The sequence below is a fragment of the Streptomyces sp. NPDC018263 genome (assembly GCF_055562575.1).
This window is the reverse complement of sequence record NZ_JBVHFA010000002.1, coordinates 758295-784160: the sequence shown is the minus strand read 5'-3', so window position 1 is coordinate 784160 and position 25866 is coordinate 758295. Positions and strand designations below refer to the sequence as shown.

Genomic DNA, 25866 nt, shown 5'->3' with positions numbered 1-25866 from the left:
CCCCGCTCTTCACGGAGGTTGACCAGCATGGCCCCTGCTCCCTCGTCCCCCGAGGAGATCGCCCGTTCGCGGCCGCGCATCCGCCGGGACGTCCTGTTCACCCGCACCCCGGACGGTGTGCTGTTCCACAACGCGCACGGCGGCTTCAACGTCGTGACCCGGTCCGCGTACCGCTTCGCCGCGCTGATCGTGCCCCATCTCGACGGCGAGCGGCGGGTGGACGAACTCTGTGCCGGCCTGGGGGACAAGCAGCGCGACATGGTGGTCCAACTCGTGCGCGCACTCTACGCGCGTGGTTTCGCCCGGGATGCCGGGCCAAGACCCACCGGCTCCACTTTGTCACCGCAGGTGACGGCACGTTTCGCCCATCAGCTCGACTATCTGGACCATTACGCCGACGACGCCCACGGCAGGTTCGCCCGCTACCGGGACACCCGTGTCGCGGTGCTCGGGGGCGACGAGATGGCGAGGTGGGCCGCGCTGGGCCTGCTGCGCAACGGCTGTGCCGCGGTGGCCGTCACGGTCGAGGACGCGGCGGAGGGCGCCCTCGACCACGAGCCCCGCGGCACGGCCGACCTGGACGCGGAGGTCGCCGGTCTCACCGAGGCGGGCTGCGCGCCCACGCTGGCCCGGCTGGGCGGGGGCACGCTGGGCTGGGCCGACCTGGACGGCTGGGACACCGTGCTGGTGACCGGCGCGAGCGCGCCCGCCCAACTGCTGCGGCTGCTCACCGAGGGCGTGCCCGAGGGACGGCGGCTGCTCGGGGCGTGGACGTTCGGGGAGCGGGCGGTGGTGGGGCCGGTGATGACCGCCGGGACACCGGGCTGCTGGTCCTGCGCCGCGCTGCGGCTGGGCGCCGGTTCGGACGCCGCCGACAGCGCCGACCTGTGGTCCGGCCTCGGTCCGGCCGCGCCGCTGGGGGCGCCCGCGCGGGTGCCCACCGGGCCGCTCGCGGGGATGCTCGGCAACCTGCTGTCGTTCGAGGTGTTCCGACTGATGACGGAGGCGCTGCCCGCCGAGACCCGCAACCAGGTCGTCGTGCAGGACCTCGACTCCCTGGACGTGCTGGCCGAACCGCTGCTGCCGCACCCCCGCTGCCCGTTCTGCGCCCACGGGGAGCCCAAGACCCCGGACGGGTCCGCGCTGCGGGTGCCGCACGCCGACGACGAGCCGGTGGCGCTGCCCGCCGACGGGCCGGCCGACGAGGCGGCGGCCAAAGGGGTGCTGGCCGCACTGGAGCAGCGGGACGTGCTGGTCCGCGAGGCGGCCGGGGTGTTCAGTGGCTACGCCGACGACGACTGGGAGCAGACCCCGCTGAAGGTGAGCACCGTACGGCTGGGCGTCTCCCCCGGCCGGGTGCAGGAGGTCTCCGCGATCGACGTGCACCATGTGGCCGGGGCCCGGCTCGCCGCGCTGTTCCGGAGCGCCGAAGTGTACGCCGAGCACGTGGTGCCGCCCCGGGTCGGCGGCGACGGGAGCCGGGTGGCGCCGAGTGAACTCGCCGTGTCCAGTGGGCTGGAGGTGCCCGTGGACCGGGTCGCCGCGTGGTCGCAGGCGACCTCGCTGCTGGACGGGCGGACCGTGCTGGTGCCCACGGGCGCGGTACGCACCCTGGGGGGCTGGAACGACGCGGGCCTGTTCGAGCGCACCTCGGCCGGTACCGGCGCGGCGGGCACCCCCCGCGCGGCCCTGGCCCGCGCCCTGCGCTCCGCGCTGGTCCATGACGCCCTGCGCCGGGTGATCCGCAGGGCGGCGCCGGTACGGCTGGTGGACCTCAACTCCCTCACCGGTGACGCCGAGTTGCTCTTCCTGCTGCGCTCGGCGGAGAACCTGGGCGTCACGGTGGAGGTGCTGGACCTGACCGGGGCGGGGACGGCCGCGCTGCCCGTGGCCCTGGCCCGCTGTACCGACCCGGAGAGCGGGGCGGTGCGCTGGGCGCCGGGCAGCGGGCTGCGGCCGCGCGAGGCGGTGCTGGAGGCGCTGCGCGATCTGCTCGGCGCGGAGCAGCTACGGCGCGCCGGGGCCGAGCCGGACCTCGGTGACCCGCTGTGGGCCGACCTGGAGGCGGCGGCGCTGGTCCCCGAGGGCGAGCCGGTGCCGTTGCGGGCGGACGGGACCGACTGGGCCGGGGTGCTGGACGCCCTGGCGACGGCCGGCCGGGACGCGTTCGCGGTGCCGGTGACCGCGCCGGACCTCGCGGCGGGCGAGATCCACGCCGTACGGGTGCTGCTCACCGGTGGCGGCTCCGGTGCCCACTGACACGGAGGCGGCGCCGGTCGCCGTCGATACGCCCTGGGACCAGGTGTGCGAACGGCTGACCGCCGCGCTCGCCGCCCGTGTCCCCGGCCGGCCCGCCGTGGTCACGGCACTGGGCGTCCGCGATGAACTCACGGACGAGACGGGGCAGTTCGTGCCCGGTGCGATCCCCGTCGGCCTCTACGGCCATCACGCCGTGGTCGGCCCCGCGGCCCCCGTCGGCGGCCGTGGCTGTCCGCGCTGTCTGGCCCGGCGCTGGCAGGCGGTGCGGGCCGGGTTCCTGCGGGACGCGCTGGAGCGGGGCGGCCCCACCCTGGCGACCGGCATTCCGCCATGGGGTGCCGACTTCGTGGTGGACGCGCTGGCCGCGCTCGTCTCTGCGGCCGACCTGCACCCGCGTGCCGTACGGCATCCGTGGGTGTGGCTGCTGGACCTGGAGACGCTGCGGGTCGCCCGGTTCCCGCTGGTGCCGGACGGTGAGTGTCCGGCCTGCGCGGACCGGCCGGACGACACGGCGGAGGGTGCCCGGATCGCGCTGGAGCCCGCCCCGGAGCACGCGCCGGGCAGCTTCCGTACCCGGCCGCTCTCCGCGTACGACCTGCCGCTGGAGGCGTTCGCCAATCCGGTGACCGGGATGCTCGGCCCGTCCGTGGCGCCCGATCTGACCTCGGCCTCCACCTCGTCGGCGGTCGGCGCCTTCACCACCCGCTCGGGTGCCTATCTGCGGGAGTGCTACTGGGGCGGCCACACCGGGGCGTACGGCACGAGTGTGCGCGTCGGGCTGCTGGAGGGGCTGGAGCGGTACGCGGGGATGCGGGCCCGTGCCCGGCGGCCGGTGGTCACGGCCACGCTGGAGGAGCTGGGCGACACGGCGGTCGACCCGCGGGTCACCGGCCTGTACCCGGACACCTTCGACGCGGACGCGGTCGGCGCGCCCCGGTTCGCACCGGACCGGCCCATCACGTGGGTGTGGGGCTGGTCGCTGCGGGACGCCCGGCCGGTGCTCGTCCCCGAGGTGGTCGCGTACTACCACGCGCCGGGCGGCATCCGGCGCCGGTTCGTGCAGGAGAGCTCCAACGGCTGCGCCTCGGGCGGGAGTCCGGCCGAGGCCGTGCACCACGGGCTGATGGAGACCATCGAGCGCGACGCCTTCCTGCTGGCCTGGTTCGGCCGGGCGCGGCTGCCCGAGATCGACCCGGCGAGCAGCACCCGGCCCGCGACCCGCGCGATGGTGGACCGGCTGGCGATGTACGGGTACCGGGCGCGGTTCTTCGACACCCGGATCAGCTTCCCGGTGCCGGTGGTGACCGCGGTCGCCGAGCGGGTGGACGGCGGGCCGGGGCTGCTGTGCTTCGGCGCGGGCGCCTCCCTCGACCCGGAGGACGCGCTCGCGGGCGGCCTGTGCGAGATCGCCACGGACTCGGTGAACCTGCGCCGCCGTACCGCCCGCGAGGAGCGGCGGCTGCGCCGGATGGCGGCCGACTTCGACGAGGTGCGGGTGCTGCACGACCATCCGCTGCTGTACGGGCTGCCCGAGATGGGCCGGTACACCGACTTCCTGCTGCGCGGCCGGGACGACGGTGACCGTGTCCCGCTCGCCTCGCTCGCCCAGGACCGTCCCCGGCCCGGCCCGGCGGATCTGCGCGCGGACGTGGAGGCGGTCGTGGCGGATGTGACCGCGCGCGGCTTCGACGTGGTGGTGGTCGACCAGACGGCGCCGGAGCAGCGGGAGTCGGGGCTGAGCACGGCCAAGGTGCTGGTGCCCGGTCTCCTCCCGATCGACTTCGGCTGGAGCCGGCAGCGCGGCCCGTGGCTGCCCCGTACCCGTACGGCGCTGCGGGAGGCCGGGCTGCGTACGGCGGATCTGGCGCCGGACGACTGCAACCCGGCCCCGCACCCCTTCCCCTGACCGCCCGCGCGGCAGTCCGCGCCAACGACATCCCGGGGCGCCCGGCCCGAACCGCCGGGGCGCCCGCCACAGACGAGCTGACTTAGGGAGTGACCATGGGATACGCCCATGAGTACGCGACCGCGGTGATGCGGCGGGGCAGGGCCCCCATGGAGCCGGCCGACTTCGTGCCGGACTGGGCCGACCGGCCCCGCAAGGGCAAGTACTTCCCCGGCGTGCCCTCCTTCCCGCTGCCCGACGGCGGCTGCGCGGACGACGCCACGCTGGGCCGGGGCCTGTTCGGCGAGCCGGGCACGGGCGCGTTCACGCTGCCCCTGCTGGGCGCGATGCTCCGGGACTCCTACGGGCTGACCGGACGCCGGCTGGCCGTGCAGGCCAACACGGACCTGGGGTCGCTGCCGTTCCACACCCACGCCAACTGGTCGCGCGGCACCGCGTCGGGCGGCGGGCTGTACCCGATCGGCGTGCACTGGGTGAGCGGCGCGAGCGGCCCCCTCACACCGGGCGTCTACTACTACGACACCCCGCACCACCGGCTGAACCGGCTGCTGTCCGGCGAGGTGACCGGCGAAGTCCGGGCCGCGCTGGGCGACTTGGCGGAGGCGGACACCGACCAGTTCCTGGTGCTGGGCGTGACCTTCTGGCAGAACGCCTTCAAGTACAACAGCTTCTCCTACCACGCCGTGACGATGGACATCGGCGCCCTGCTGGAGACCTGGCGGATGTGGGCGCGGGCGCACGGACTGCGGCTGGGCACTGCCTTCTGGTTCGACGAGCCGCGCATCGGGCGCCTGCTGGGGCTGGACCCCTCCGAGGACGGGGTGTTCGCCGTGGTACCGCTGCGCTGGGCCGCGCCCGCGCCCGAGGCGGCCGCCCCCGAGACACCGGGGGCGGCGGTGCGGCGGGTGCCGGACGAGCGTTCGCGGCGGACGCTGACCTTCCCGACCGTCGGCCGGGTGCACGAGGCCACACTGGAGGGCGCCGCCGACCGGCCGGCCCCCGGCCGGCTGGACCCGGCGCTCGCGGCTCCGGCCGGGCCCGGCGAGCGGGTGCCGCTGCCCGTCCCGGCCCCGCCGGCCACCACCGTGCGGCGGGCGCTGCGGGAACGGCGCAGCAGTTTCGGCCGGTTCAGCGCGGGCGCGCCGCTGGACCCGGCCAAGCTGGCGGTGACACTCGCCGCCGCCGTCGCGGCCGCCACGCTCGACAGCGACGTGGAGACACCGGGCGGGGCGCCGCTGACCCGGTTCCACGTCTTCGTCAACCATGTCCGCGACGTACCGCCCGGGCTGTACGAGTACGACCGGGACACCGGCGGGCTGGTGCTGCTGAAGGCCGGCGAGTTCGGGGCGTTCCTCCAGGAGAACTACTTCCTGGCCAACTACAACCTGGAGCAGGCGGCCGCCGTCCTGGTGCCGGTGGCGCGGACGTACGCGGTGCTGGACGCGGTGGGCGACCGGGGGCTGCGGCTGGTCAACGCCGCCGTGGGCGCCATCGCCCAGGCCGTCTACACCGCCGCCTCCGCCACGGGGACCGGCTGCGGGGTCGCGCTGGGCTTCGACTGCGTGTCGTACGCCGAGGAGTTCGGAGTGGCCGGCCGGGGCGAGGTGCCGCTGCTGATCATGATGATCGGCGAGGAACGGCCCCGGCCCGCCGACTACCGCTACGACATCGTCGCCCCATGACCCGCCCGACCGACCGCCTCCTGCCCGGTCCGCGGGAGTCCCGACCCGAAAGGGGCAGCACGGTATGAGCCCGGCCACCACAGCCGCCGACACCACTGTGACCCTGCACCGCCGTTTCATGCTGCGCGTGGCCGGTCTCCCGGCCGAGACCGTCTCGGTGCTGCGCGCCCCGGAGACCGCCGGCTGGGCCGCCCGCACGGCCGCCGAGGAGGACAGGCTGCGCGCCCTGGGCGCCCGCCTGAGCGACCCCCTCTCCGCCGCCGTGGGCGCCACCGAGGACGCGGCCCTGCGCCGCCGCCTGCTCGCCCTGCGCCGCCAGGTCTTCAACAACCGCCTCCCCGCCGACCTCCCCGCCGCCCGCGACCTCGCCTCGGGGCTCGGTGGCGACACCGGCGCGGACCTCACCGCCTGGCTGGACGCGCGCCTGCGCTGGGAGGAGCTGCGCGCCGAGGGCGAGTCGGTGCTCGGCGGCGCCCTGGCCCGCACCCGTGCGGCGCTGCGCGAGCTGGCGCTGGACGACGGGCTGCGCCGGGGCCTGCTGCTGGCCTCGCCCACGCTGGAGGAGCGGCTCGACGCGTTCGCCGCCGACAGCACCCCGGCGCCGGGCAAGCGGGCCCGGAAGATGGAGCGTTCACTGCTGTCGTACCTGTACCGGACCGCCTGCAAGACCAGCCCGTTCAGCACGCTGACCGGGGTCGCGCTGGGCGGTTTCGAGGAGGGCGGCGACCTGACGGAGGTGGGCGACGGCTGGACGAGTCACCCCCGGCTCAACGTGGTCGTCCTCACCCGGCTCGCCGAGCTGATCGTGGCCGACCCGGCCCGCCGCGCCGACCTGCCGGTGGCACCGGCCTCGGGCTGGACGCGGGACGACGACCGGGTGCGCTATGTCCGGCGGGCGGTCACGGCCGGGGACGACAGCGCGCCGGTCAGCTTCGACGCCGCCCGGGACCGGCTGTTCTTCCTCCGCCGGCAGGGTGCCCTCGACGGGATGCTGACGCTGCTGCGCGACACCGACGGCACCCTGACCCACGGCGACCTGGCCCGCTGGCTGGCCGCCACCACGGGCTCCGGCGAGGAGGAGGCGGGCCACTATCTGGCGGCGCTGCGCGAACTGGGCATGCTCCAGCTCCCGTTGCTGGACACGAGCGTGCACAGTGCCGACCCGCTGCGCGCCTTCCAGCGGGCGCTGCGGAGCCTGGGGGTGGAGTGGGCGGACACGGTCGCCGCCCGGCTGGAGGGCCCGGCCGGGGCGGTGGCGCGATACGGGGACGCCGATGTGCCCACCCGACGCGCCCTGCTGAAGGATCTCCGTACCGAACTCGCCGCTCTGCAAACCGCCTTGGGTGCCGAACGGCCCGTACTGCCGCAGACGTTGCTCTACGAGGATGTGTCCGCCGGTACCACCAGCGCGCCGCTCGCCGAGTGGGCCGAGCCGGTGGCCGCGCCGCTGCGGTCGATCGGCCGGGTGCTGCCCGCCTTCGACGTGGCGCTGCCCCAACAGCTCACCCTCAAGGGCTTCTTCGTCGCCCGGTACGGACGCGGCGGCCGCTGCGAGGACCTGCTGCGGCTGGTCCACGACTTCCACGAGGACATCTTCCGCCAGTACCTCCAGTTCACGGCGGCCAAGGACGACCACCTCCCGGACGGCAGCCACGCCCCGGAGGAGAACTGGCTCGGCGTCCCGGAGATCACCGCTGTCGACCGGGCCCGCACCACGCTCACCGCCCGGATGCGGGAGCGCTGGGCCGAACTCCCGCAAGGTGCCGAAGAGTTCGTGCTCGACGACGCGACCGTGGACGAGATGGCCGACGCGCTCGGCACCGCCGCGCCCGCGTTCCGTCCGCAGAGCCACTTCCTCCAGCTCGCCCGCCGCGCGGACGGCCCGCTGGCCGTGCTGAACAACTCCTACGGCGGTCTCTGCTTCCCCTTCACCCGCTTCACCCACTGCTTCGACGGCACGGACGGACCGGGGCTCACCAACTCGCTGCGCAACGCGCTGCGTTCGGTGCTGCCGCCCGGCGCGGTCCTCGCCGAGGTGACGGCCGGTGCCGCGACCACCAACCTCAATCTGCACGGCCGGCTGACCGACTACGAGATCGTCTGCCCCGGCGAGAACAGCACCGCTCCCGAGCAGGCCCGCCTCCATCTGGACGACCTGTACGCGGTGCACGACGAGACCGAGGACCGGCTGCTGCTGCGGTCCCGGCGCCTGGACCGCGAGGTCGTCCCGGTGTACCTCGGCTATCTGGTGCCGATGGTGCTCCCCGAGATCCCCCGCACCCTGCTGCTCCTCTCGCCCACCTCCCGCTCGGTGCCGGACGTGTGGCGCGGGGTGCCGGCAGGCGAGGCGACGGACGGCGTCACCCGGCGTCCCCGCGTCCGCCACCACGCGCTGGTGCTCCAGCGGCGCTCCTGGACCGTCGCCGACGGCCACCTGCCGCTGCGGGCGCCCGGCACCACCGACGCCGACTGGTATCTCGCCTGGCACCGCTGGCGGGTCCGGCACGGCCTGCCCGACCGCGTCTTCGCCACCGTCCACGAGGAGACGGCGGACGGCCAGGGCGCGGCCTGGTTCGGCGGGTCCAAGCCGCAGTACGTGGACTTCGAGAGCCCGCTCTCGCTCACCGCCCTCGAAGGGCTCCTCGCCGGGAAACGGCTCCGGACCGTTTTCGAGGAGATGCTCCCCGCCGAGGACGAACTGCACGTCACCTCACCGCGCGGGCGGCACGTGGCCGAACTCGCCGTCGAACTGCTGCCGGTACCGGCCGCCCGAACCGAAGAGGACGCCACTCCATGACGACCGCTCCCACCGAAGCCTCAGCCCTGCCCGGCCAGGCGCCCGGCGAGTGGCTGGCCGTGCACGTCTTCTACGCGGCCAGTCCCCGCCCGCTGCTCGTCCAGTGCGTCCGCCCGCTGGTCGACGCCCTCACCGAGGAGGGCCTGCTCGCCGGGTACTTCTTCATCAACTACTGGCTGGAGGGCCCGCATCTGCGCCTGCGCCTGAAACCGGCCCGCGCCGCCGACGCCCCCGTGGTCCGGGAGCGGGCGCACGCCGCGCTGGAAGCGTTCCTGCGCGAACGGCCCGCGCTGTACGAGGTGAGGGACGGCTTCTTCGCCGACCTCTACGAGACCCTGTTCGCCCTGGAGTTCGGCGACGAGGAGCGCGCGGAGTACCTGGGCCCGGACGGCCGGATGCTGCTGCGCCCCAACAACTCCTTCGAGGACCGCCCCTACGAGCCCGAGTACGGCAAGTACGGCGGGCCGGCCGGGATCGAGCTGGCGGAGTGGCACTTCCAGCACTCCAGCGACCTGGTCATCGAGGCAGCCCGCTCGATGAACCTCCATCTGCGCACCGTGCTGCTCGGGCTGTCCGCCCAGTTGATGACGGTGATGGCCGGCACGTTCCTGCCCGGCGACGAGGCTCTGCTGGCCTTCCTGGACCGCTACCACACCTTCTGGAACCGGGCGTTCTCCGGCACCAACTACACCGCCGACGACGGCTACGACCGCGCGTACACCGCGATGGGCGAGAGCCTGCCGGGCCGCTTCCGGGACATCCGGGCGGCGGTCGCGGCGGGCGGGACCGAGCGGCTCCCGGTGTTCCTGCGCGGCTGGGCCGAGCACTGCGCCGAGCTGCGCGACCGGGCCCTGGCGCTGACCCGCGACGGCGAGCTGGTCTTCCGCTCCTGGGACGGCACCCGCGACCTGCGCCCCACCGACCCGGCGCAGGCGCTGCCGATGCTGCTCTCGCCGTATCTGCACATGACCAACAACCGGCTGAGCACGACCGTGCGCGACGAGGCGTTCCTGTCGTACGTGCTCGCCCGCGCCCTCAGGGACGGCGGTGCGCGGGGCGCCGGGGCCGACGCGGGCGACTCGCTGGCGGGCTGGCGCCGTGGGGGTGAGGGGTGACCACCGGGACGTTCCTGGCCGGCCGCCCCAGGGTGCGCCCCGATCTGGTGGCGGGGCCCCGGCTGGTGCGCGGTGCGGCCCGTATCCATCTGCTGAAGGACCCGCGTACCGGGCGGCGGCTGGAGCTGGGGCCGAAGGAGCACTTCCTGATCACCCGGCTGGACGGTTCCCGCACGCTGGAGGAGATCGGCGGCGAGTACGCGGGCGCGTTCGGGGCCCGGCTCGGGGAGGCGCAGTGGGGGCAGTTGCTCCGGCTGCTGCACGGGCGGGGGCTGCTGGAGGGCTCCCCCGCGCCGTCGGCGGCGCCCCCGGCCGGCCCGGAGCGGCCGCCGAACGGGATTCTGGCCGGGCGGACCCGGATGGTGGCGGACGCGCCCGCGCTGATGGACCGGCTGCACCGGCTCACCGCGCCCGTGCGACGACCGGCCGTGCTGGCGGTGCTGACCGCCCTGGCGGTGGGCGTGTTCGTCGCCGTCGCGGTGCAGGCCGGGACGCTGTGGCGGCAGACGGAGGAGACTTCACGGCAACCGGTGCTGCTGTTCGCCGTCGGCTGTGTGCTGTGGTGCGGGCTGGCCCTGCACGAGCTGGCGCACGGGCTGTTCGCGCGGGCCTGGGGCGGGCGGGTCACGGAGATCGGTCTGCGCTGGATCTGCTTCGCCACGTATCTGTACTGCGAGGTGGAAGACGTCCAGTTCCTCGGCAGCCGGGCCCGGAAGGTGGCCACGGCGTGCGCGGGCGTCTTCGCCAACCTGCTGTTCCTGGTGCCGTTCTACGCCGTGTGGGCGCTGCTCCCCTCCGGTGCCGAGGCGCGCCCCGCGCTGGGGGCGCTGCTGCTGCTCGGCACGGTCCTCGGGGTGGCCAACCTGCTGCCGCTGCCCCCGCTGGACGGCTACAAGGCGCTCGGGCACGCCCTCGGTGTCACCGCCCTGTCCGAGAGCGCCCGCACGTTCACCGGCCTCGCGGTGCGGGCGCTGTTCCGGCGGGGTCCGGGCCTCGCCGCGTACCCGCCGCGCCTGCGGCTGCTGTACGGCGGGTTCGCGCTGCTGACGGCGGTGCAGAGCGCGGCGCTGCTGGTGCTGTGCGGGGCGGCGCTGCGCACGATGCTGCCGGACGATCTGGCGGTGCTCGCCTGGTCGCTGCCGCCCGCGCTGCTCGCCGCCGTGCTGCTGCTGTGGGCGCTGGGCGGGCTCGGCCGGCGCCTGCGGGACCGGCGTACTTCCGGGGCGGCTGCGACCGCCTCCCCCACCTCCGAGCCGGGGCAGCAAACCCCGTCCGCGGCAACTCAGTTGAGGAAAGGCGAGATGAGCGCACCCGACAGCAGGACGGAGTCCGCCCCGCGCGGCACCGCTACCGAGACCGTCGTCGCCCTGGACGGCGTCAGCAAGCGCTACGGGGAGGTGACGGCGCTCGACGGCGTCTCCCTTCAGGTGCGCCACGGTGAGTTCTTCGGCATCCTCGGGCCGAACGGCGCGGGCAAGACCACCCTGGTGGAGATCGTGGAGGGCATGCGGGAGGCCGACTCCGGCCACGTCACCGTGTTCGGGCAGAGCCCCTGGCCCCGCGACATCGCCCTGCTGGCCCGGATCGGCGTCCAGACGCAGGCGTCGGCCTTCTTCGCCCGGCTGACGGCGGGCGAGCATCTGCGCACGGTGGCCGCGCTGTACGGCATGGCGCCGGAGGCCGCGAGGACGGCGCTGGAGCGGGTCGGGCTGACCGAGAAGGAGAACGCGCGGATCGACCACCTCTCCGGCGGCCAGCGGCAGCGGCTCGCGGTGGCCACCGCGCTGCTCAACGAGCCGGAGCTGATCTTCCTGGACGAGCCGACCGCCGCCCTCGACCCGGAGGCACGGCGTGAACTCTGGGAGCTGCTGCGGTCGTTGCGCTCGGAGGGGCGGACGATCATCTGCACCACCCACTACCTGGACGAGGCCGAGGCGCTGTGCGACCGGGTGGCGATCATCGCCGGGGGCCGGGTCGTCGCACTGGACTCGCCCCGCAGCCTGATCCGCGCCCTGGCCGCGCCGACCCGCCTGCTGGTGCCCGCCGACAAGCTCTCCCCCGGAGCCGCGCTCGCGCTGGCGGGCGTGGATCAGGCCACCGTGCAGGGCGGTGACCTGGTCATCGAGACGACGGTGCCCAACCGGGTGCTGCCCGCGCTCGGCGACCTGGTGGACATCGACTCGGTCTCCGTGCGCACCCCCACCCTCGAAGACGCCTACCTCTCGCTGACCGGCACCGGATCGGAGCACCACCGTTGAGCGCCTACGCCGCACTGACCAGGGCCACCTATGTCGCGAGCGTGCGCGACAGGACGACCCTCTTCTTCACCTTCGCCTTCCCGCTGGCCTTCCTGGTGCTGTTCGGCCTGATCTTCCAGGGCGACAAGGTCGACGGCGGGCTGGCCTCCATCAACTACATCGCGCCGGGCGTGCTGTCCTGGGGCGTGGGCAACGCGGCCGTGTTCTCGGTGGCGTTCGCCCTGATGCAGTGGCGCCGGGACGACCTGCTCCGGCTGATCTGGCGCACCCCGACCCCGCTGCGCACGCTGCTCGCCTCGCGGTGGACGGTGGCGATGGGGGTGGCGGTGGCGCAGACCGCGCTCTTCACCGCCGTCGCGCTGCTGCCGTTCTTCGGGCTGAGGCTGATGGGCCCCTGGTGGGCGGCGCTGCCGCTGCTGGTGCTGGGGGTGACCGCGTTCCTCGCCATGGGCCTGGTGGTCGGCAGCCTGGCGGACACCCCGGAGGCGGTCGCGGCCATCGCCAACCTGGTGATGGTGCCGATGGCGTTCCTGTCCGGCTCGTTCTTCCCGGACGACCTGATGCCGGGCTGGCTGCGCACCGCCGCCAAGGTGCTGCCGCTGCACTATCTCAACGACGGTCTCACCGACGCCATGGGCGGCCGGGGCGACCTCGGGGACATCGCGCTGGACTGCGCGGGCCTCGCCGTGTTCGCCCTGGTCTTCGGGGCGGTCGCCACCCGGATCTTCCGCTGGAGCAACCGGACATGACGACGACGATGACCCCACTGGAGGCCGCGCGGGCCGACCTCCACTCCCGGCTGGCGGCGCGCGCCACCGCCGCCGGGCTGCCCGCGCCCGCCGTCTCCCGGATCGGCGACACCAACGTGCTCGGCGAGACCGGGCATCCCGCCGACGCGGCCGCCGTGCACCTGACCGCGCAGGCCGTGCTGCTCGGCCCCTGGGGCGGCACCCCGGCGGCCGGTCCGGCCTGCGGGACCTGCCTCGCGATGCGCCGCCAGCGGCTGCGCACCCGTACCGAGCGGGAGGCGCTGGAGACCGGTACGCAGACCACGGCGGCCGGTGCCTGGCCGGTGCTGCCGGACCACACGGTGGACGCGGTGTGGTCGCTGCACCGGCTGATCGCCACCGGCGCCGCCCGGCACACCGCAGAGGGTCCGGACGCCGAGCTGCCGCAGGTCACGGAGCTGGACCTGGAGACGCTGCGGGTGCGGACGTTCCCGCTGCTGCCGGAGCCGATGTGCCCGCGCTGCCGTCCGTTCACCGAGGAGGCGTCTCTGCGTGCGGCGGCCGAGGCCACGCTGCCCGCGCCGGGCCCGCTGCCCCGGCCCCGCCCCGGCTCGTACCGGCTGCGCCCGGCGTCGGACCATCCGCTGCCGGTGAAGGCGCTGGCCAACCCGGTGTGCGGGGTGCTGGGCGGCGGCACCTGGATCGACGTCACCTCCCCCACCACCGCACCGGTCGCGGGCAGCGTCTTCATGCGGGGGTACGCCGGTCTCACCGACGTCACCTGGAGCGGCCAGGCCAACTCCTTCGCCCACAGCCGCGACCTGGCCTTCCTGGAGGGCCTGGAGCGGTACGCGGGCACCCACCGCCGGCACCGCGCACCGGTGGTGACGGCCTCGCTGGAGGAGCTGGGCGACCGCGCCCTGGACCCTCGTACGTGCGGGCTGTACGGTCCGCGCACCTATGCCGAGGACCCGATGGTCGAGCCCTTCGACCCGGCCCGGCCGATCCCCTGGGTCACCGGCTGGTCGCTGCGGGACGGCCGCCCGGTGCTGGTCCCGGCCAGGCTCGTCTACTACAGCGCGGGCACGGCCGCCGACAACTTCGTCTTCGAGTGCTCCAACGGCTGCGCCACCGGCAGCACCTGGGAGGAGGCGGCCTTCTTCGGCCTGCTCGAACTCATCGAGCGGGACGCCTTCCTGCTCGGCTGGTACGGCGACCTCCCGCTCCCCGAGATCGACCTGGACGCGGTGCGCTCACCGGGCGTCCGGGCGATGGTGGCGCGGGCCGCGCTCCAGGGTTACGACGTGCATGTCTTCGACAACCGGGTGGACCTCCCGGTACCGGTGGTCACCGGGCTGGCGGTCCGCCGCGACGACGCGCCGGGCTCCCTGGCCTTCGCGGCGGGCGCCTCCTTCGACCCGGAGACGGCCGTGGAGTCCGCGGTCTCCGAGATCCTCACCTACATCCCCCACCTGCCCGGCCAGGTCGCCGAGCGGCCCGCCGAACTCGCGGCCATGGCCGAGGACTTCGACCTGGTGAAGCGCCTGCCGGACCACGCGGCGCTGTTCGGGCTGCCCGCGATGCGGGTCCACGCCACCGGCTATCTCAAGCCGCCCCGCACGGCTTTGCCGGAGGAACTGTTCGCCGGCTGGGAGGAGCGGCGCCCGCGCACCGGCGATCTCCGCGACGATCTACTGCTGGTGCGGGACCTGCTGGGCGAGGCGGGCTGCGAGGTGATCGCCGTCGACCAGACCACGCCCGAGCAGCGTCGGATGGGGCTGCGCACGGTGGCCACGCTGGCTCCGGGGCTGCTGCCGATCGACTTCGGCTGGCTGCGGCAGCGGGCCCTGGCCATGCCGAGGCTGCGTACCGCGCCGTACCGGGCGGGAATGGTCCCGGCGCCGCTGGGGGAGGAGGAGTTGCGGCGGGTGCCGCATCCGTTCCCGTGAGCGGGGCAGGCGTTCTGCTCGTCGGCGCGCGGGCCGTCTCAGGGGCCCGCGCACACCGGCGGCCCCCGGCGCGCCGAGGCGGACCGGGGACCGTGGGTGCGGACGCCTGGGTCAGGCGGTGCAGGAGGTGGTGCTGGTGGTGCTGGAGCAGGTGCTGGTGGAGGAACAGCTCGTGGACGAACCGAGCATGACCTCGCTGGCGTCCGAGTAGTCGGTGATCTCGAAGGTCTCCGACTCCAGGTCCAGGATCTCCTGGGCGAGGGAGGCGAGGGTGTTGTCAGCCATGGTGGCTCCTTCCGGGTCAGGTGACCTGCGGCCGGCCGGGACGGCCCCGTCCGGTGGTGCGCTGAACCAGCCGGAGGAGCGTGCCCCCCGACACCTCCCTTTCTACGCGCGTCCGACATCAACTCCCTGACCGATGGCTGTCACTTCGCTGACACCCGTACGACGACCCCCTGGAGCCCCCCGCCGTGAGCAGCGACCAGTCCCGTCCCTCCGTGACCGCGTGCGGTGGTGTGCCGCCCGGTCTGGACGCCCTGCTGCCGTCCACCGCCGAGCTGTACCTCGACCTGCACCGGCACCCTGAGCTGTCCGGGGCGGAGGAGCGCACCGCCGCCCGGTTCGCGGAGCGGCTCGCGGGCGACGGCTTCCGCGTGCTGCGCGGGGTCGGCGGGCACGGCGTCGCCGCCGAACTGGCCAACGGCGACGGCCCGGCCGTGCTGCTGCGCGCCGAGCTGGACGCGCTGCCGGTGGCCGAGGAGACCGGCGTACCGTACGCCAGCACCGCGACCGCGCCCGGCCCGGACGGGCGGCCGGTGCCGGTGATGCACGCCTGCGGGCACGACGCCCACCTGGCCTGCGCGGCGGCCGCGGCCCGCTGGCTCGCGGAGCACCGGGACCGCTGGCGCGGCACGCTGCTGGTGGTCGGGCAGCCCGCCGAGGAGACGCTGAGCGGTGCCCGCGCCATGCTGGAGGACGGCCTGTACGACCGGATCACCGCCCCCGACGTGGTCCTCGCCCAGCACACCGCCGCCTTCCCGGCCGGGATGGTGGCGCACGCCGACGGGCCGCTGATGGCGGGCAGCGTGACCATGGAGGTGGTCTTCGAGGGGGACGGCGGACACGCGGCCACCCCGCATCTGACGGCCGATCCGCTGCTGGCGGCGGCCGGGACGGTGACCCGGCTCCCGGCCGTCGCCGCCCGGGAGACGGACCCGGCGGAGCGGCTGCTGGTCACCGCGTCCTCGCTGCGCGCCGGGGACGCCGGGCGCACCGGGAACGTCATAGCCACCCGCGCCGAGCTGCGGGTCACCGTCCGCGCCCTGTCGGAGGCGGCGCTGGTCCGCGGCACGGCGGCGGTGGAGCGGGTGGTGCGCGCGGAGGCCGCCTCGGCCGCGCCGGCACCCCGGGTGACCGTGCGCGAGCTGGCCCGCTCCGGCGTCACCCGCCCCGACCCTGGTGTCACGGCGGCCGTGCGCGCCGCCCACCAGGCCGCCTTCGGCGCCGCCCGCGTCACCGGCTGGCCCGCGTCGTCGGCGACGGAGGACTTCCCGCTGCTCACCGGCGCGGGCGGCCATCTGCACGGCCGGCCCGGCATCCGGGGCGCCTACTGGATGCTCGGCTCGGTCGGCCCCACCCAGTGGGCGGCGGCGCCCGGCACCGGGCCCGCCGAGAAGTTCCGCGGCCTCCCCCATAACCACTCCCCGCGCTATCTCCCGAGCGTCCGCCTCACCCTGGGCACCGGCACGGCCGCCCTGGTCACGGCCGCGCTGGCCCAACTGGACCCGGCGGGGAGGTGAGTCCGGCCCGCGTGGCCCGGATCACCATCCGGATGCCGGACGGCACCGGCGGCGCGCGGTCACGGCCCGTAGGCTGGTCCCCGTAGCTGGTTCGCCCCGTCCGCCAGGCGGGGTGTCGCAAGAGGGAACCCGGTGGGAATCCGGGACTGCCCCGCAGCGGTGAGCGGGAACGACCGCCGTCATACGCACTGGGTCCGACGTACGGAGCTGGGAAGCGACGGTCAGTAGGTGTCCTCCTGGGAGGACGCGCCCGCGAGTCCGAAGACCTGCCAACTGCCCGTGCGCGACCCGCTCGCGTACGGAGTTCCGGTGACCTCGAGGGCGGGTCGGCGTACGCAACCAGACGGACCACCGCGCCGCGGCGCGCGGGCCGGGCCCGGCTGGCCGTCACCCCTTCACGTGCTCGTCCCGTCGCCGGGACCTCAGGGATTCATCTCGTGAAGGAGATCTCCGTGACACCGAAGTCCGCAGCCGCGGCAGCACGGTCCACCGTGTACGGCTACCCGCGTCAGGGCCAGGACCGGGAGCTGAAGAAGGCGATCGAGGGCTACTGGAAGGGCCGCGTCACCGCCGACGCCCTCCGGGCCACCGCGGCGGACCTCCGCCGCACCACCTGGCAGGCGCTCACCGAGGCCGGTATCGACGAGGTCCCCACCGGCGACTTCTCGTACTACGACCATGTGCTGGACACCACCGTGATGGTCGGCGCGATCCCCGAGCGGCACCGGGCGGCCGTCGAGACCGACGCGCTGGACGGCTACTTCGCCATGGCGCGCGGTACGCAGGACATCGCGCCGCTGGAGATGACCAAGTGGTTCGACACCAACTACCACTATCTGGTGCCCGAGCTGGGCCCGGACACGGTGTTCTCCGCCGACTCCGCCCAGCAGGTCACGGAACTGAAGGAGGCCCTGGCTCTGGGCCTCACCGCCCGGCCGGTGCTGGTCGGCCCGGTCACCTACCTGCTGCTGGCCAAGCCCGCGCCCGGTGTCCCCGCCGACTTCGACCCGCTGACCCTGCTGGACCGGCTGCTCCCGGTGTACGCCGAGGTGCTGGCGGATCTGCGCGCGGCCGGGGCGGAGTGGGTCCAGCTCGACGAGCCCGCGCTGGTGCAGGACCGCACCCTGGCCGAGCTGAACGCGGCCGAGCGGGCCTACCGTGATCTGGGCGCGCTCCCCGATCGGCCGAAGTTGCTGGTCGCCTCCTACTTCGACCGTCTTGGCGAGGCCCTGCCGGTGCTGGCGAAGGCCCCGGTGGAGGGGCTGGCGCTGGACTTCACCGAGGCCGCGGCCGCCGACCTGGACGCGCTCGCCGCCGTCGGCGGGCTGCCCGGCAAGCGGCTGGTGGCCGGTGTGGTCAACGGCCGGAACATCTGGGTCAACGACCTGTCGAAGTCCCTCGCCACCCTGGGCACGCTGCTCGGGCTGGCCGACCGGGTCGACGTGGCCGCCTCCTGCTCCCTGCTGCACGTGCCGCTGGACACCGCCCCCGAGCGGGGCATCGAGCCGCAGATCCTGCGCTGGCTGGCCTTCGCCCGGCAGAAGACCGCCGAGATCGTCACTCTGGCCAAGGGCCTGGCGCACGGCACGGACGCGATCGCCGCCGAACTCGCCGCGAACCGGGCCGACCTGGCGTCCCGCGCCGGGTCCCCCATCACCCGTGACCCGGCCGTGCGGGCGCGGGCGGAAGCCGTCACGGAAGCCGACGCCCGCCGCGCGCAGGCGTACCCCGAGCGGACCGCCGCCCAGCGCGCCCATCTCCGCCTGCCGCTGCTGCCGACGACCACGATCGGCTCGTTCCCGCAGACCGGCGAGCTGCGCACCGCCCGCGCCGACCTGCGCGCGGGCCGGATCGACACGGCCGGGTACGAGCAGCGCATCAAGACGGAGATCCAGGAGGTGATCTCCTTCCAGGAGAAGACCGGCCTGGACGTCCTGGTACACGGCGAGGCCGAACGCAACGACATGGTGCAGTACTTCGCCGAGCAGCTCACCGGCTACCTCGCCACCCAGCACGGCTGGGTCCAGTCCTACGGCACCCGCTACGTCCGCCCGCCGATCCTGGCCGGCGACATCTCCCGCCCCGAGCCGATGACGGTCCGCTGGACGACGTACGCCCAGTCCCTCTCCGACCGGCCGGTCAAGGGCATGCTGACCGGGCCGGTGACCATGCTCGCCTGGTCCTTCATCCGCGACGACCAGCCGCTCGGCGACACCGCCCGGCAGGTCGCGCTCGCCCTGCGCGACGAGGTGAACGACCTTGAGGCGGAGGGTACTTCGGTGATCCAGGTGGACGAGCCCGCGCTGCGCGAGACGCTCCCGCTGCGCGCCGCCGACCGGCCCGCCTACCTGGCCTGGGCCACGCAGGCGTTCCGGCTCAGCACGGCGGGCGTCCGGCCGGAGACCCAGGTCCACACCCACATGTGCTACGCCGAGTTCGGTGACATCGTCCAGGCCATCGACGACCTCGACGCCGACGTCATCAGCCTGGAGGCCGCCCGCTCCCACATGCAGGTGGCCCGCGAACTCGCCGCGCACGGCTACCCCCGCGAGGCGGGTCCGGGCGTGTACGACATCCACTCCCCGCGCGTGCCGAGCGCCGAGGAGGCGGCCGAGCTGCTGCGTACCGGGCTCAAGGCGATCCCCGCCGAGCGGCTGTGGGTCAACCCGGACTGCGGCCTGAAGACCCGCGCCTGGCCGGAGACCCGGGCGTCACTGGAGAACCTGGTGGCGGCGGCCCGTACCGTGCGGGGTGAACTGCGCTAGCCCGACTGCCCGTTCGTCCCGGCCCCCGCTGCGGGGCCGGGACGAACCCATGTGATCAGGAGGTTCCCCGGATGACCAGTCGCCTGCTGCTCATCTCCCCCGCCATCGGCCCCGCCCTGCGAGAAGCCCGCTTCTACGACGGCTCCTCCTCCATCGACGAGGCGCCCGCAGCGAACGGGGCACTCCCGAAGGCGGCACACGTGGTGCTGTCACCCGGCGCACGGTGCCGGGCCACGGCCGAGGCGCTGGGACTGCGGGGCGTGACGGCGGCCGAACTCGCCCCGCTGGACGCCGGACAATGGCGCGGACGCACACTGGCCGAGGTCTCCACGACGGAACGGGAAGCGCTGACCCGCTGGCTGACCGACCCCGACCACCCGGCACCCGACGGCGAGTCGGTCCACCAGGTGTGCACACGAGTCGGCCACTGGCTGGCCTCACTCCCCGAGGGCCGCACAACCGCCGTCGCGGAGCCCGAGGTGATCCGCGCGGCCGTGGTACACGCCCTGAACCTGCCCGCCGAGACGTTCTGGCGCCTGGACGCGCCCCCGCTCACCGCAACGGAGCTGTCGGGACGATCCGGCCGCTGGAACCTACGACTGGGACGCCCGCTCACGGGTGAGAGCCTGTCCTGTCGTCGACCTGGAAGGTGATGACGTCGACCTCGTCGGTTCCCGCCAGCTCCGGGTAGTGGCTCGCGAGGGCTTTCCGGAGTTCGGCCGCGGTCGTCAGTCCCTCGGCTCGGGCGTCCTGGTCGGTGAGGTCGCCGGCCGGGCAGTGCCTGATACCGGTCACCTCCGCCGGCAGGACGACTTCGGGGTCGCTTTCGAACACCAGCCGTGCGGGGCCGAGTTGGGCCGGGTCCCGGAAGCGGGTGGTCCTGGTCTTGGCGCCGGAGCGGACGTCTTCGAGGTAGCGGGGGTGGAACCGGATGATCGAGGGACCAGCCGTCTCGGGGTCCTGGCCGAGCGACGGGTCGAGACCGTTCATGCCTTCCGGGGTCCATTGCTGAGCCAGCGGCATCAGGTCGGCGGCGAGCACGGACCGGAGCCCCGCAGGGGTGGGCACGATGACGCGCATGGTGGGGTAGTAGTCCACGAACACCTGCCGGTCGCGCCCGCACGGGCCGACGACCCCGCGCCCGTGGTTTCCCACGGCGACGATGCAGCGCATCTGGCGGGCGCCCTGGGCCCGTGCGGCTCCCAGAGCCACGAGTTCGGCACAGGGTCCGCCGGTGAAGTGGTAGAGGTTCACGCCCGCGAACACCCGGTAGTCGGCAGCCATGACCGCGGCGCCCATCGTGTGAATCCCGTCCTCGTCGGGCCCGGCGTCGGTATGCGCGTCAATGGTGCGGCGCGCCAGCTCCACGAGTTCACGCTCGTCATCATCGAGAGCTCGTGCGGATGGCGGTACGTACACGGTGTCGGCCTTCCCCGTCGTCAGCGGTCGCCGAAGATCATTCCATCCCACGTGGATGGGCTCCACGGGATTTCGGCTTGGCTCGACCGGGCCGATGAGAGGGGCCCCGGATTTCTCCGGGGCCCCTCTCATCGTCACGTCACCGGCTCAGTGGGAGGCGGCGACCGCCTGGGGCGCAGGGCGCTCCGTCGTGGGGCGGGGGTTCAGCAGGCGTTCGGCCAGTTCGCCGAAGAGGAGGGCGAATCCGGCCCACAGCACTGTCTGGATGGCCAGTGCGGAGAGACGGAAGCGCCACAGGAGGGTGGCCGGGAAGTGTTCCGGCACCTCGTTGACGACCGGCAGGAAGGCGTACGCCAGGCCGATGGCCACGGCGAAGCCGGCCACGGCGGCGAAGGTCGCGTACCAGTTGCCCAGGCGCGGGGCGAGCCGTTTGCCGAGCAGGGTGGCGCCGATGGCCAGGAGCACGCTGAGCAGCATCATCAGGAAGTACAGCGTGGTGCGCTTGCCGATGGTGTCCGCGTCGCCGACCGACGGCGGGTTGGCCGGGTACTTCAGGAACGGCACCACGTACACGGCGAGCAGCGCGGTGCCGGACAGCAGCAGCGCCGTCGCCCGGGGCCCGAAGCGGCCGACGCGGCCGAGCGCGAAGCAGTAGGCGAGCGCGGCGATGCCGCCGAAGGCGACCCCGTAGACGAGGACGCCGGTGGCCAGTCCGGCGGTGGACTGGAGCGAGCGGGAGACGACTTCGACCTCGTGCTCGTGGGAGTGGTGGCCCTCGAAGCTGATGGCGCTGTCCACGTCGGGTTCGCCGAGGAAGTACGCGGCGATCAGGGCGAGCACTCCGGCGCCGAGGCCGGCGAGCATGCCCCGCACGAGGAGGTTTCTCACGGTTGCGGAGTTCATGGGTGCGCGGCGTCCCTCGCGTCAGTGGCAGGGGAAGCCGAGCAGGTGGCGGGCGTCGTGCACCCACTCGTGGACGTCCGTGCCGTTGAACACGGAGGTGGCGCCCTGCTCGGCGCCGACGAAGTACAGCAGGACCAGCATGAGGACACCGAAGAAGACCGCCCAGGGCGCTATCTCCTTCAGCGGCAGCTTGGCGGGAACGGCGGGGTTTCCGGCTGTCGGCTGAGCGACGGACTGCGCCATGGCAGTACCTCCTCTGGGAGTTCGCGTCCCATCTCGGTGGTGCACAGGACGACGGCCACGGGTCTGACTCGCGCGGTCCCTCGCGGGAGCGCGCACACAGTGGCGCGACCGTGCCGGTTTCCCACCGGCTTCCGTTTCGCCGTCGTCGATATCGCCCCGACGGTACCGCGTGCGCCCTGCCGGGCCAAGACCGCGCCCCCACGGGTGATCTTCCTCTCCCGAGGGGGCGTCCTCACGGGGTACGGATCAGAAGTCGTCGGCCCCGTTGCGCAGTTCGGTCGTCCAGTAGCCGGTGAGCGCCTTGGCCGGGTCGACGGCGAGGCCGCCGCCGGCCGAGGAGTCCACCGCGATGACGGTGGAGTCGCCCTCCAGGATCAACTGGAAGGCGTTCACCAGCCCGTTGTCCTCGTCCACACCGCCGTCGGACAGCTTGACCAGCACGAACGCCGGGTCACCGGGGCTCAGCACCGTCGGCACGGCCGGCTTGCTCTTCGCCACGGACGGCACGTCCTGCTTGTGGCTCTCCAGGAACTGGATGTGCGGGAACCCGGCCATCTCGCAACGGTGGTTGGAGGTGTTCCGCGCGGTCAGGATGATGTGGGTGTACGGCGGCCCGTCCTGCCGCTCGGAGCTGACCTTGACGTCCTGCGCACGGCAGAGGGGCGTGGTGGTGCCCTTCTTCGCCCCGGAGGAACCGGAAGAGCCGGAGGAACCGGAAGCACCGGAAGCACCGGAGGAGCCGGCAGAACCGGAGGAACCGGAGCCGGACGTGTGCGCAGTCCCCACGGCGGCAGCGCCACCGGTGCCGGTGCTCGTGGCAGCGGCGGGCGCGGAAGCGGCGGCGGAGGCCGTGTTCCCGGCGACGGGCGCGGACGCCCCCTCGGTCTTGGTGCCCTCCCCGCTCTGGCAGGCGGTCAAGGACAGCGCGAGCGCGGCGGAAGCGGCGACGGAGAAGAGTGCCGTACGGCGCGAAGCGTTCATGGTGGTTTTCCCCCGAGAGGTGAAACGTCGACAACGGCCCTTCCGGACCGCCGGCCAGCCACTGACCTGCTGACATCTCCACTCTCACCGCCCTCGCTGCCGTCCCGCTGACGTCCCGCTGACGCCCCTCTGACGCCGAACCGGGCCCGCTGCCGGAGGGGGTCGGCGGATCGGCCCTCACCAGCATCGCGGCGACCACCGGCCATCCCGCGACAGCCGGTCCTACAGGTTCTCCCCCGCCAGCCTCCGTACCGCCTCCTCGTGGCGTTTCCGGTGGTCCGACCGGCCGCTCACCCGCAACAACGCCTCCAGGGCTCGTACCGCGCCCTCGTCGAAGCCGGCGGATTCCGCTTCGTCGGCGGCGCGTTCCAGGAGGTGGAGGGCTTCGGGTTCCTGGCCGAGGGCGAGGTGGGCCTCGCCGCACACCGTGTGGAGGAGGGAGGTGCGGGCGGCTTCCTCGTGTTCGGGGCCGAGGTCCAGGGCGGTGCGGGCCACGTGGAGAGCCTCGTCCGGGGCGCCGGAGGTGAGGTGGGCGCGGGAGAGGTGGAGGAGGGCGAGCATCTCGGTGTGGGGGTTGCCCTCCTCGCGGGCCAGGGTGGCGGCTCGGGCGCAGTTGGCCAGGGCGGCGTCCAGGTCGCCCTGGGCGGACTGGACCACGGCCAGGTTGACGAGGGCCGTGGCCTCGCCCAGGCGGTCGGCGGTGCGGCGGGCCAGGGCGGGTGAGGGTTCGAGGAGGGTGAGGGCGTCCGCGAGCCGCCCCTCCTCGCTGAGGACCCAGCCCAGCAGGGTACGGACGCGGGACTCGGCGTACGGGTCCGCCACGGCCTCGGCGCACTCCAGGGCCGTGTACAGCAGCGGCACCCAGTTGTCCCGCGAGCGCCACACCACCTGGGGCCACTGGAGGAGGATGATCCGCCAGGCCCGGTCGTCCAGTCCGGCGGCCCGCGCGGCGGTCACCGCGCGCGCCAGGTCCTCCCGCTCGGCGGCCAGCCAGTCCATCGCCTCGGCACGGTCGGCGAAGTCCCGCACAGCAAAGGGGCGCCGGAAGTCCCCGGGCAGCGAGAAGCAGGGCTCGCCGCCGGGCTGGGCCGTCTCGGCGGCGGCGAGGGCGGTGGCGATGTAGTGGTCGAGGACGCCGGTCAGCGCCTGGGGGCCGGCCGCCGGGTCGAGGTCGCGGGCGTAGAGGCGTACGAGGTCGTGGAGTTCCCAGCGGCCGGGCGCGGTCTCGGTGACGAGGTGGGCGGCGCCGAGCCGTTCGAGGGCGCGGGCGGCGGCCAGGGGGTCGGTGCCGGAGAGGGCGGCGGCCGTGTAGGGGTCGAAGTGGGTTCCGGGATGGTGGCCGAGCCGGCCGAAGTGGTGCGCGGCCTCGCCGGGGAGGTGCTGCACGGTCAGGCGGAGGGCGGCCGGCACCCCGGTGTCGTCGACGGCGAGCTGGGCCAGCCGGCCGCGCTCGTCCGCGAGTTCGTCCGCGAGGTGGGCGAGACTCCACTGCGGGCGGCCCGCGAGCCGGGCCGCCGTGACCCGGAGGGCCAGCGGGAGCCCCCCGCAGAGTGCGGCGAGCCTGCGCGCGGCCACCGGTTCCCCGGCCACCCGTTCCTCACCGAGGACGCCCGCGAGCAGCGCCGTACCGTCCTGCGCGTCCAGCATGCCGAGGGGGACGGGCCGGGCCGCGTCGGAGGCGATGAGCCCCTCCAGGCGGTGGCGGCTGGTGACCACGGTGACGCAGTCGGCGCCCCCGGGCAGCAGGGCGCGGACGGTCGCGGAGTCGCGCGCGTTGTCGAGGACGACCAGCAGCCGCAGCCGGTCGGTGAGGCTACGGAAGAGCGCGGCGGCGGCCGCGGCCGATTCCGGTATCCGGCGCGGCGGCACCCCGAGGGCGAGCAGGAACTCGCGCAGCACCTCGGTCACCGCCGGCTCGCCGGTGTCGCTGAAGCCGTGCAGGTCGGCGAAGAGCCGCCCGTCGGGGAAGGCGTCGGCGTTGCGGTGCGCCCACCACAGGGCGAGGGCGGTCTTGCCGACCCCGGCGGGTCCGGTCACCAGGCACACCGGCGCCTCCCCGGCGGCGGCCCGGCCGAGCGCGGCGAGTTCCGCGCCCCGCCCGTGGAAGCCGCGGGGCGCGCGGGGCAGCAGGTCGGCGTGCGCCTCGGCGGGCACGAGAGCGGGGCGCGGCGGTACGGGCGGCCGCACCGGTTCGGCCTCGGGCTTGGGCTTCGGACGCGCGGCCAGCAGCTCGGGTACCGGGTCGCCGCGCAGGATCAGCCCGTAGGCGTCGGCGAGTTCACGGCCGGGGTCGATGCCGAGTTCGTCCGCGAGGAGTCTGCGGGTGCGGTGGAACCAGTCGAGCGCCTCCGACTGCCGGCCCGCCTGGTACAGGGCGGTCATCAGCGCGGCGGACAGCGACTCGCGCAGCGGATGCGCGACGGCCTCGGTGCGCAGGACGGCGGCGGCCCGGTGATGCTCCCCCAACCTGCCGTAAGCGAGCGCCAGGTGCTCCACGGCGGAGAGCCGGGACTCCTCCAGCGAGTGCGCGGCGGCCTGGAGCGGCGGTCCGGCGAAGGCGCCGCCGAGCGCGGGGCCGCGCCACAGCGCGAGGGCGTCACCGAGCATGAGCACCGCGTCGGCGGGGTCGCGCTGTTCACGGGCGAGGGTGAGCAGTTCCTCGAACCGCTGGGCGTCGAGCAGGGTTTCCGGCAGCCGCAGCGCGTAGGCGTCCCCGGCGGTGAGGAGTTCGACGCCGTACGCCTCCGCGTCGCCCTCGGCGAGCAGGGCGCGCAGCCGGGACACATGGCCCTGGATGACACCGCGTGCCTGGCTCGGCGGCTCGTCGTCCCACAGGCAGGCGGTCAACCGGCCCATCGGCACGGGGGTGTTCGCCGACAGCAGCAGCGCCGCGAGCAGGCTGCGGCGCTTGGCGGGGCCGAGCGGCAGCGGCCCCCGGCGGGTGTCGACGGAGACGGTGCCGAGCAGCCGGAACTCCACGGGGCGGTCCTTCCGAGGCGGCCGGTACAGGAGAAAACAGCAGCATATAGGGGGGTTGTCCGGCGCCCCGCGCGGGATTCACG

17 protein-coding genes and 1 riboswitch are annotated in these 25866 nt (G+C 74.4%); of the genes, 11 read left to right on the top strand and 6 right to left on the bottom strand.

Annotation, left to right across the window (positions count from 1 at the left end; translation table 11 throughout):
- Positions 1–27: 27 nt before the first annotated feature.
- The 8 genes from ACZ3HQ_RS08410 to ACZ3HQ_RS08375 all read left to right on the top strand — a co-directional run bounded on the left by ACZ3HQ_RS08410 (position 28) and on the right by ACZ3HQ_RS08375 (position 14694).
- On the top strand, positions 28–2259 hold the full coding sequence (locus ACZ3HQ_RS08410; RefSeq protein ID WP_467508920.1) for a TOMM precursor leader peptide-binding protein: 2232 nt from the start codon (positions 28–30) through the stop codon (positions 2257–2259).
- Positions 2249–4165 (top strand): TOMM precursor leader peptide-binding protein, encoded by a 1917-nt coding sequence (locus ACZ3HQ_RS08405; RefSeq protein WP_467508919.1) that lies wholly within the window; start codon positions 2249–2251, stop codon positions 4163–4165. The genes ACZ3HQ_RS08410 and ACZ3HQ_RS08405 overlap by 11 nt, the downstream gene beginning before the upstream one ends.
- A 95-nt stretch (positions 4166–4260) precedes the next feature.
- Positions 4261–5847 (top strand): SagB family peptide dehydrogenase, encoded by a 1587-nt coding sequence (locus tag ACZ3HQ_RS08400; protein ID WP_467508918.1) that lies wholly within the window; start codon positions 4261–4263, stop codon positions 5845–5847.
- A 64-nt stretch (positions 5848–5911) separates the two neighbouring features.
- Positions 5912–8644 carry a lantibiotic dehydratase gene (locus tag ACZ3HQ_RS08395; protein WP_467508917.1) on the top strand — a complete coding sequence of 911 codons (2733 nt, stop codon included), beginning with the start codon at positions 5912–5914 and terminating at the stop codon, positions 8642–8644.
- Complete coding sequence (locus tag ACZ3HQ_RS08390; protein ID WP_467508916.1) at positions 8641–9759, top strand: lantibiotic dehydratase C-terminal domain-containing protein; 1119 nt, start codon at positions 8641–8643, stop codon at positions 9757–9759. The genes ACZ3HQ_RS08395 and ACZ3HQ_RS08390 overlap by 4 nt, the downstream gene beginning before the upstream one ends.
- Positions 9756–12017, top strand: a complete 2262-nt coding sequence (locus tag ACZ3HQ_RS08385) for an ATP-binding cassette domain-containing protein (RefSeq protein ID WP_467508915.1) — start codon at positions 9756–9758, stop codon at positions 12015–12017. Before ACZ3HQ_RS08390 ends, ACZ3HQ_RS08385 begins: the two co-directional genes overlap by 4 nt.
- Complete coding sequence (locus ACZ3HQ_RS08380) at positions 12014–12766, top strand: ABC transporter permease (RefSeq protein WP_467508914.1); 753 nt, start codon at positions 12014–12016, stop codon at positions 12764–12766. The genes ACZ3HQ_RS08385 and ACZ3HQ_RS08380 overlap by 4 nt, the downstream gene beginning before the upstream one ends.
- Complete coding sequence (locus ACZ3HQ_RS08375) at positions 12763–14694, top strand: TOMM precursor leader peptide-binding protein (protein WP_467508913.1); 1932 nt, start codon at positions 12763–12765, stop codon at positions 14692–14694. Before ACZ3HQ_RS08380 ends, ACZ3HQ_RS08375 begins: the two co-directional genes overlap by 4 nt.
- Before the next feature lie 111 nt (positions 14695–14805).
- On the opposite strand, the gene ACZ3HQ_RS08370 is transcribed toward ACZ3HQ_RS08375, so the two are convergent.
- Positions 14806–14979 carry a thiazolylpeptide-type bacteriocin gene (locus tag ACZ3HQ_RS08370; protein ID WP_031179489.1) on the bottom strand — a complete coding sequence of 58 codons (174 nt, stop codon included), beginning with the start codon at positions 14977–14979 and terminating at the stop codon, positions 14806–14808.
- 185 nt (positions 14980–15164) lie between these two features.
- On the opposite strand from ACZ3HQ_RS08370, the gene ACZ3HQ_RS08365 reads away from it, so the two are divergent.
- The 3 genes from ACZ3HQ_RS08365 (at position 15165) to ACZ3HQ_RS08355 (ending at position 19911) form a co-directional block, all read left to right on the top strand.
- A complete protein-coding gene (locus ACZ3HQ_RS08365) occupies positions 15165–16493 on the top strand; it encodes an amidohydrolase (RefSeq protein WP_467508912.1) in 1329 nt (442 codons plus the stop codon).
- A 70-nt stretch (positions 16494–16563) separates the two neighbouring features.
- A riboswitch (cobalamin riboswitch) is annotated at positions 16564–16781 on the top strand.
- Between the two features lie 164 nt (positions 16782–16945).
- Positions 16946–19258 (top strand): 5-methyltetrahydropteroyltriglutamate--homocysteine S-methyltransferase, encoded by a 2313-nt coding sequence (gene metE / locus ACZ3HQ_RS08360; RefSeq protein WP_467508911.1) that lies wholly within the window; start codon positions 16946–16948, stop codon positions 19256–19258.
- A gap of 71 nt (positions 19259–19329) precedes the next feature.
- Entirely contained in the window at positions 19330–19911 is a 582-nt protein-coding gene (locus ACZ3HQ_RS08355; RefSeq protein ID WP_467508910.1) for a histidine phosphatase family protein, read from the top strand.
- Here ACZ3HQ_RS08355 and ACZ3HQ_RS08350 read toward each other — a convergent pair.
- The 5 genes from ACZ3HQ_RS08350 to ACZ3HQ_RS08330 all read right to left on the bottom strand — a co-directional run bounded on the left by ACZ3HQ_RS08350 (position 19871) and on the right by ACZ3HQ_RS08330 (position 25783).
- Positions 19871–20677: an ASCH domain-containing protein gene (locus tag ACZ3HQ_RS08350; RefSeq protein ID WP_467508909.1), complete on the bottom strand. Its 807-nt coding sequence runs from the start codon at positions 20675–20677 to the stop codon at positions 19871–19873. The two genes, ACZ3HQ_RS08355 and ACZ3HQ_RS08350, sit on opposite strands and share 41 nt — an antisense overlap.
- A 147-nt stretch (positions 20678–20824) precedes the next feature.
- Positions 20825–21580: a CbtA family protein gene (locus ACZ3HQ_RS08345; protein WP_467508908.1), complete on the bottom strand. Its 756-nt coding sequence runs from the start codon at positions 21578–21580 to the stop codon at positions 20825–20827.
- 21 nt (positions 21581–21601) lie between these two features.
- Entirely contained in the window at positions 21602–21823 is a 222-nt protein-coding gene (locus ACZ3HQ_RS08340; protein WP_030813308.1) for a CbtB domain-containing protein, read from the bottom strand.
- Positions 21824–22069: 246 nt separating this feature from the next.
- Positions 22070–22804, bottom strand: coding sequence for a DUF4232 domain-containing protein (locus ACZ3HQ_RS08335; RefSeq protein WP_467508907.1), 735 nt, complete (start codon positions 22802–22804; stop codon positions 22070–22072).
- A 222-nt stretch (positions 22805–23026) separates the two neighbouring features.
- The gene (locus ACZ3HQ_RS08330; protein ID WP_467508906.1) at positions 23027–25783 is read right to left on the bottom strand and encodes an AfsR/SARP family transcriptional regulator; all 2757 of its coding nucleotides are present in this window, start codon (positions 25781–25783) and stop codon (positions 23027–23029) included.
- Positions 25784–25866 lie beyond the last annotated feature (83 nt).

Coding starts and splice junctions, on each gene's coding strand:
- ACZ3HQ_RS08410 (WP_467508920.1), top strand. CDS start 28: ATGGCCCCTGCTCCCTCGTCCCCCGAGGAGATCGCCCGTTCGCGGCCG.
- ACZ3HQ_RS08400 (WP_467508918.1), top strand. CDS start 4,261: ATGGGATACGCCCATGAGTACGCGACCGCGGTGATGCGGCGGGGCAGG.
- ACZ3HQ_RS08395 (WP_467508917.1), top strand. CDS start 5,912: ATGAGCCCGGCCACCACAGCCGCCGACACCACTGTGACCCTGCACCGC.
- ACZ3HQ_RS08390 (WP_467508916.1), top strand. CDS start 8,641: ATGACGACCGCTCCCACCGAAGCCTCAGCCCTGCCCGGCCAGGCGCCC.
- ACZ3HQ_RS08375 (WP_467508913.1), top strand. CDS start 12,763: ATGACGACGACGATGACCCCACTGGAGGCCGCGCGGGCCGACCTCCAC.
- ACZ3HQ_RS08370 (WP_031179489.1), bottom strand. CDS start 14,979: ATGGCTGACAACACCCTCGCCTCCCTCGCCCAGGAGATCCTGGACCTG.
- ACZ3HQ_RS08355 (WP_467508910.1), top strand. CDS start 19,330: ATGACCAGTCGCCTGCTGCTCATCTCCCCCGCCATCGGCCCCGCCCTG.
- ACZ3HQ_RS08345 (WP_467508908.1), bottom strand. CDS start 21,580: ATGAACTCCGCAACCGTGAGAAACCTCCTCGTGCGGGGCATGCTCGCC.
- ACZ3HQ_RS08340 (WP_030813308.1), bottom strand. CDS start 21,823: ATGGCGCAGTCCGTCGCTCAGCCGACAGCCGGAAACCCCGCCGTTCCC.
- ACZ3HQ_RS08335 (WP_467508907.1), bottom strand. CDS start 22,804: ATGAACGCTTCGCGCCGTACGGCACTCTTCTCCGTCGCCGCTTCCGCC.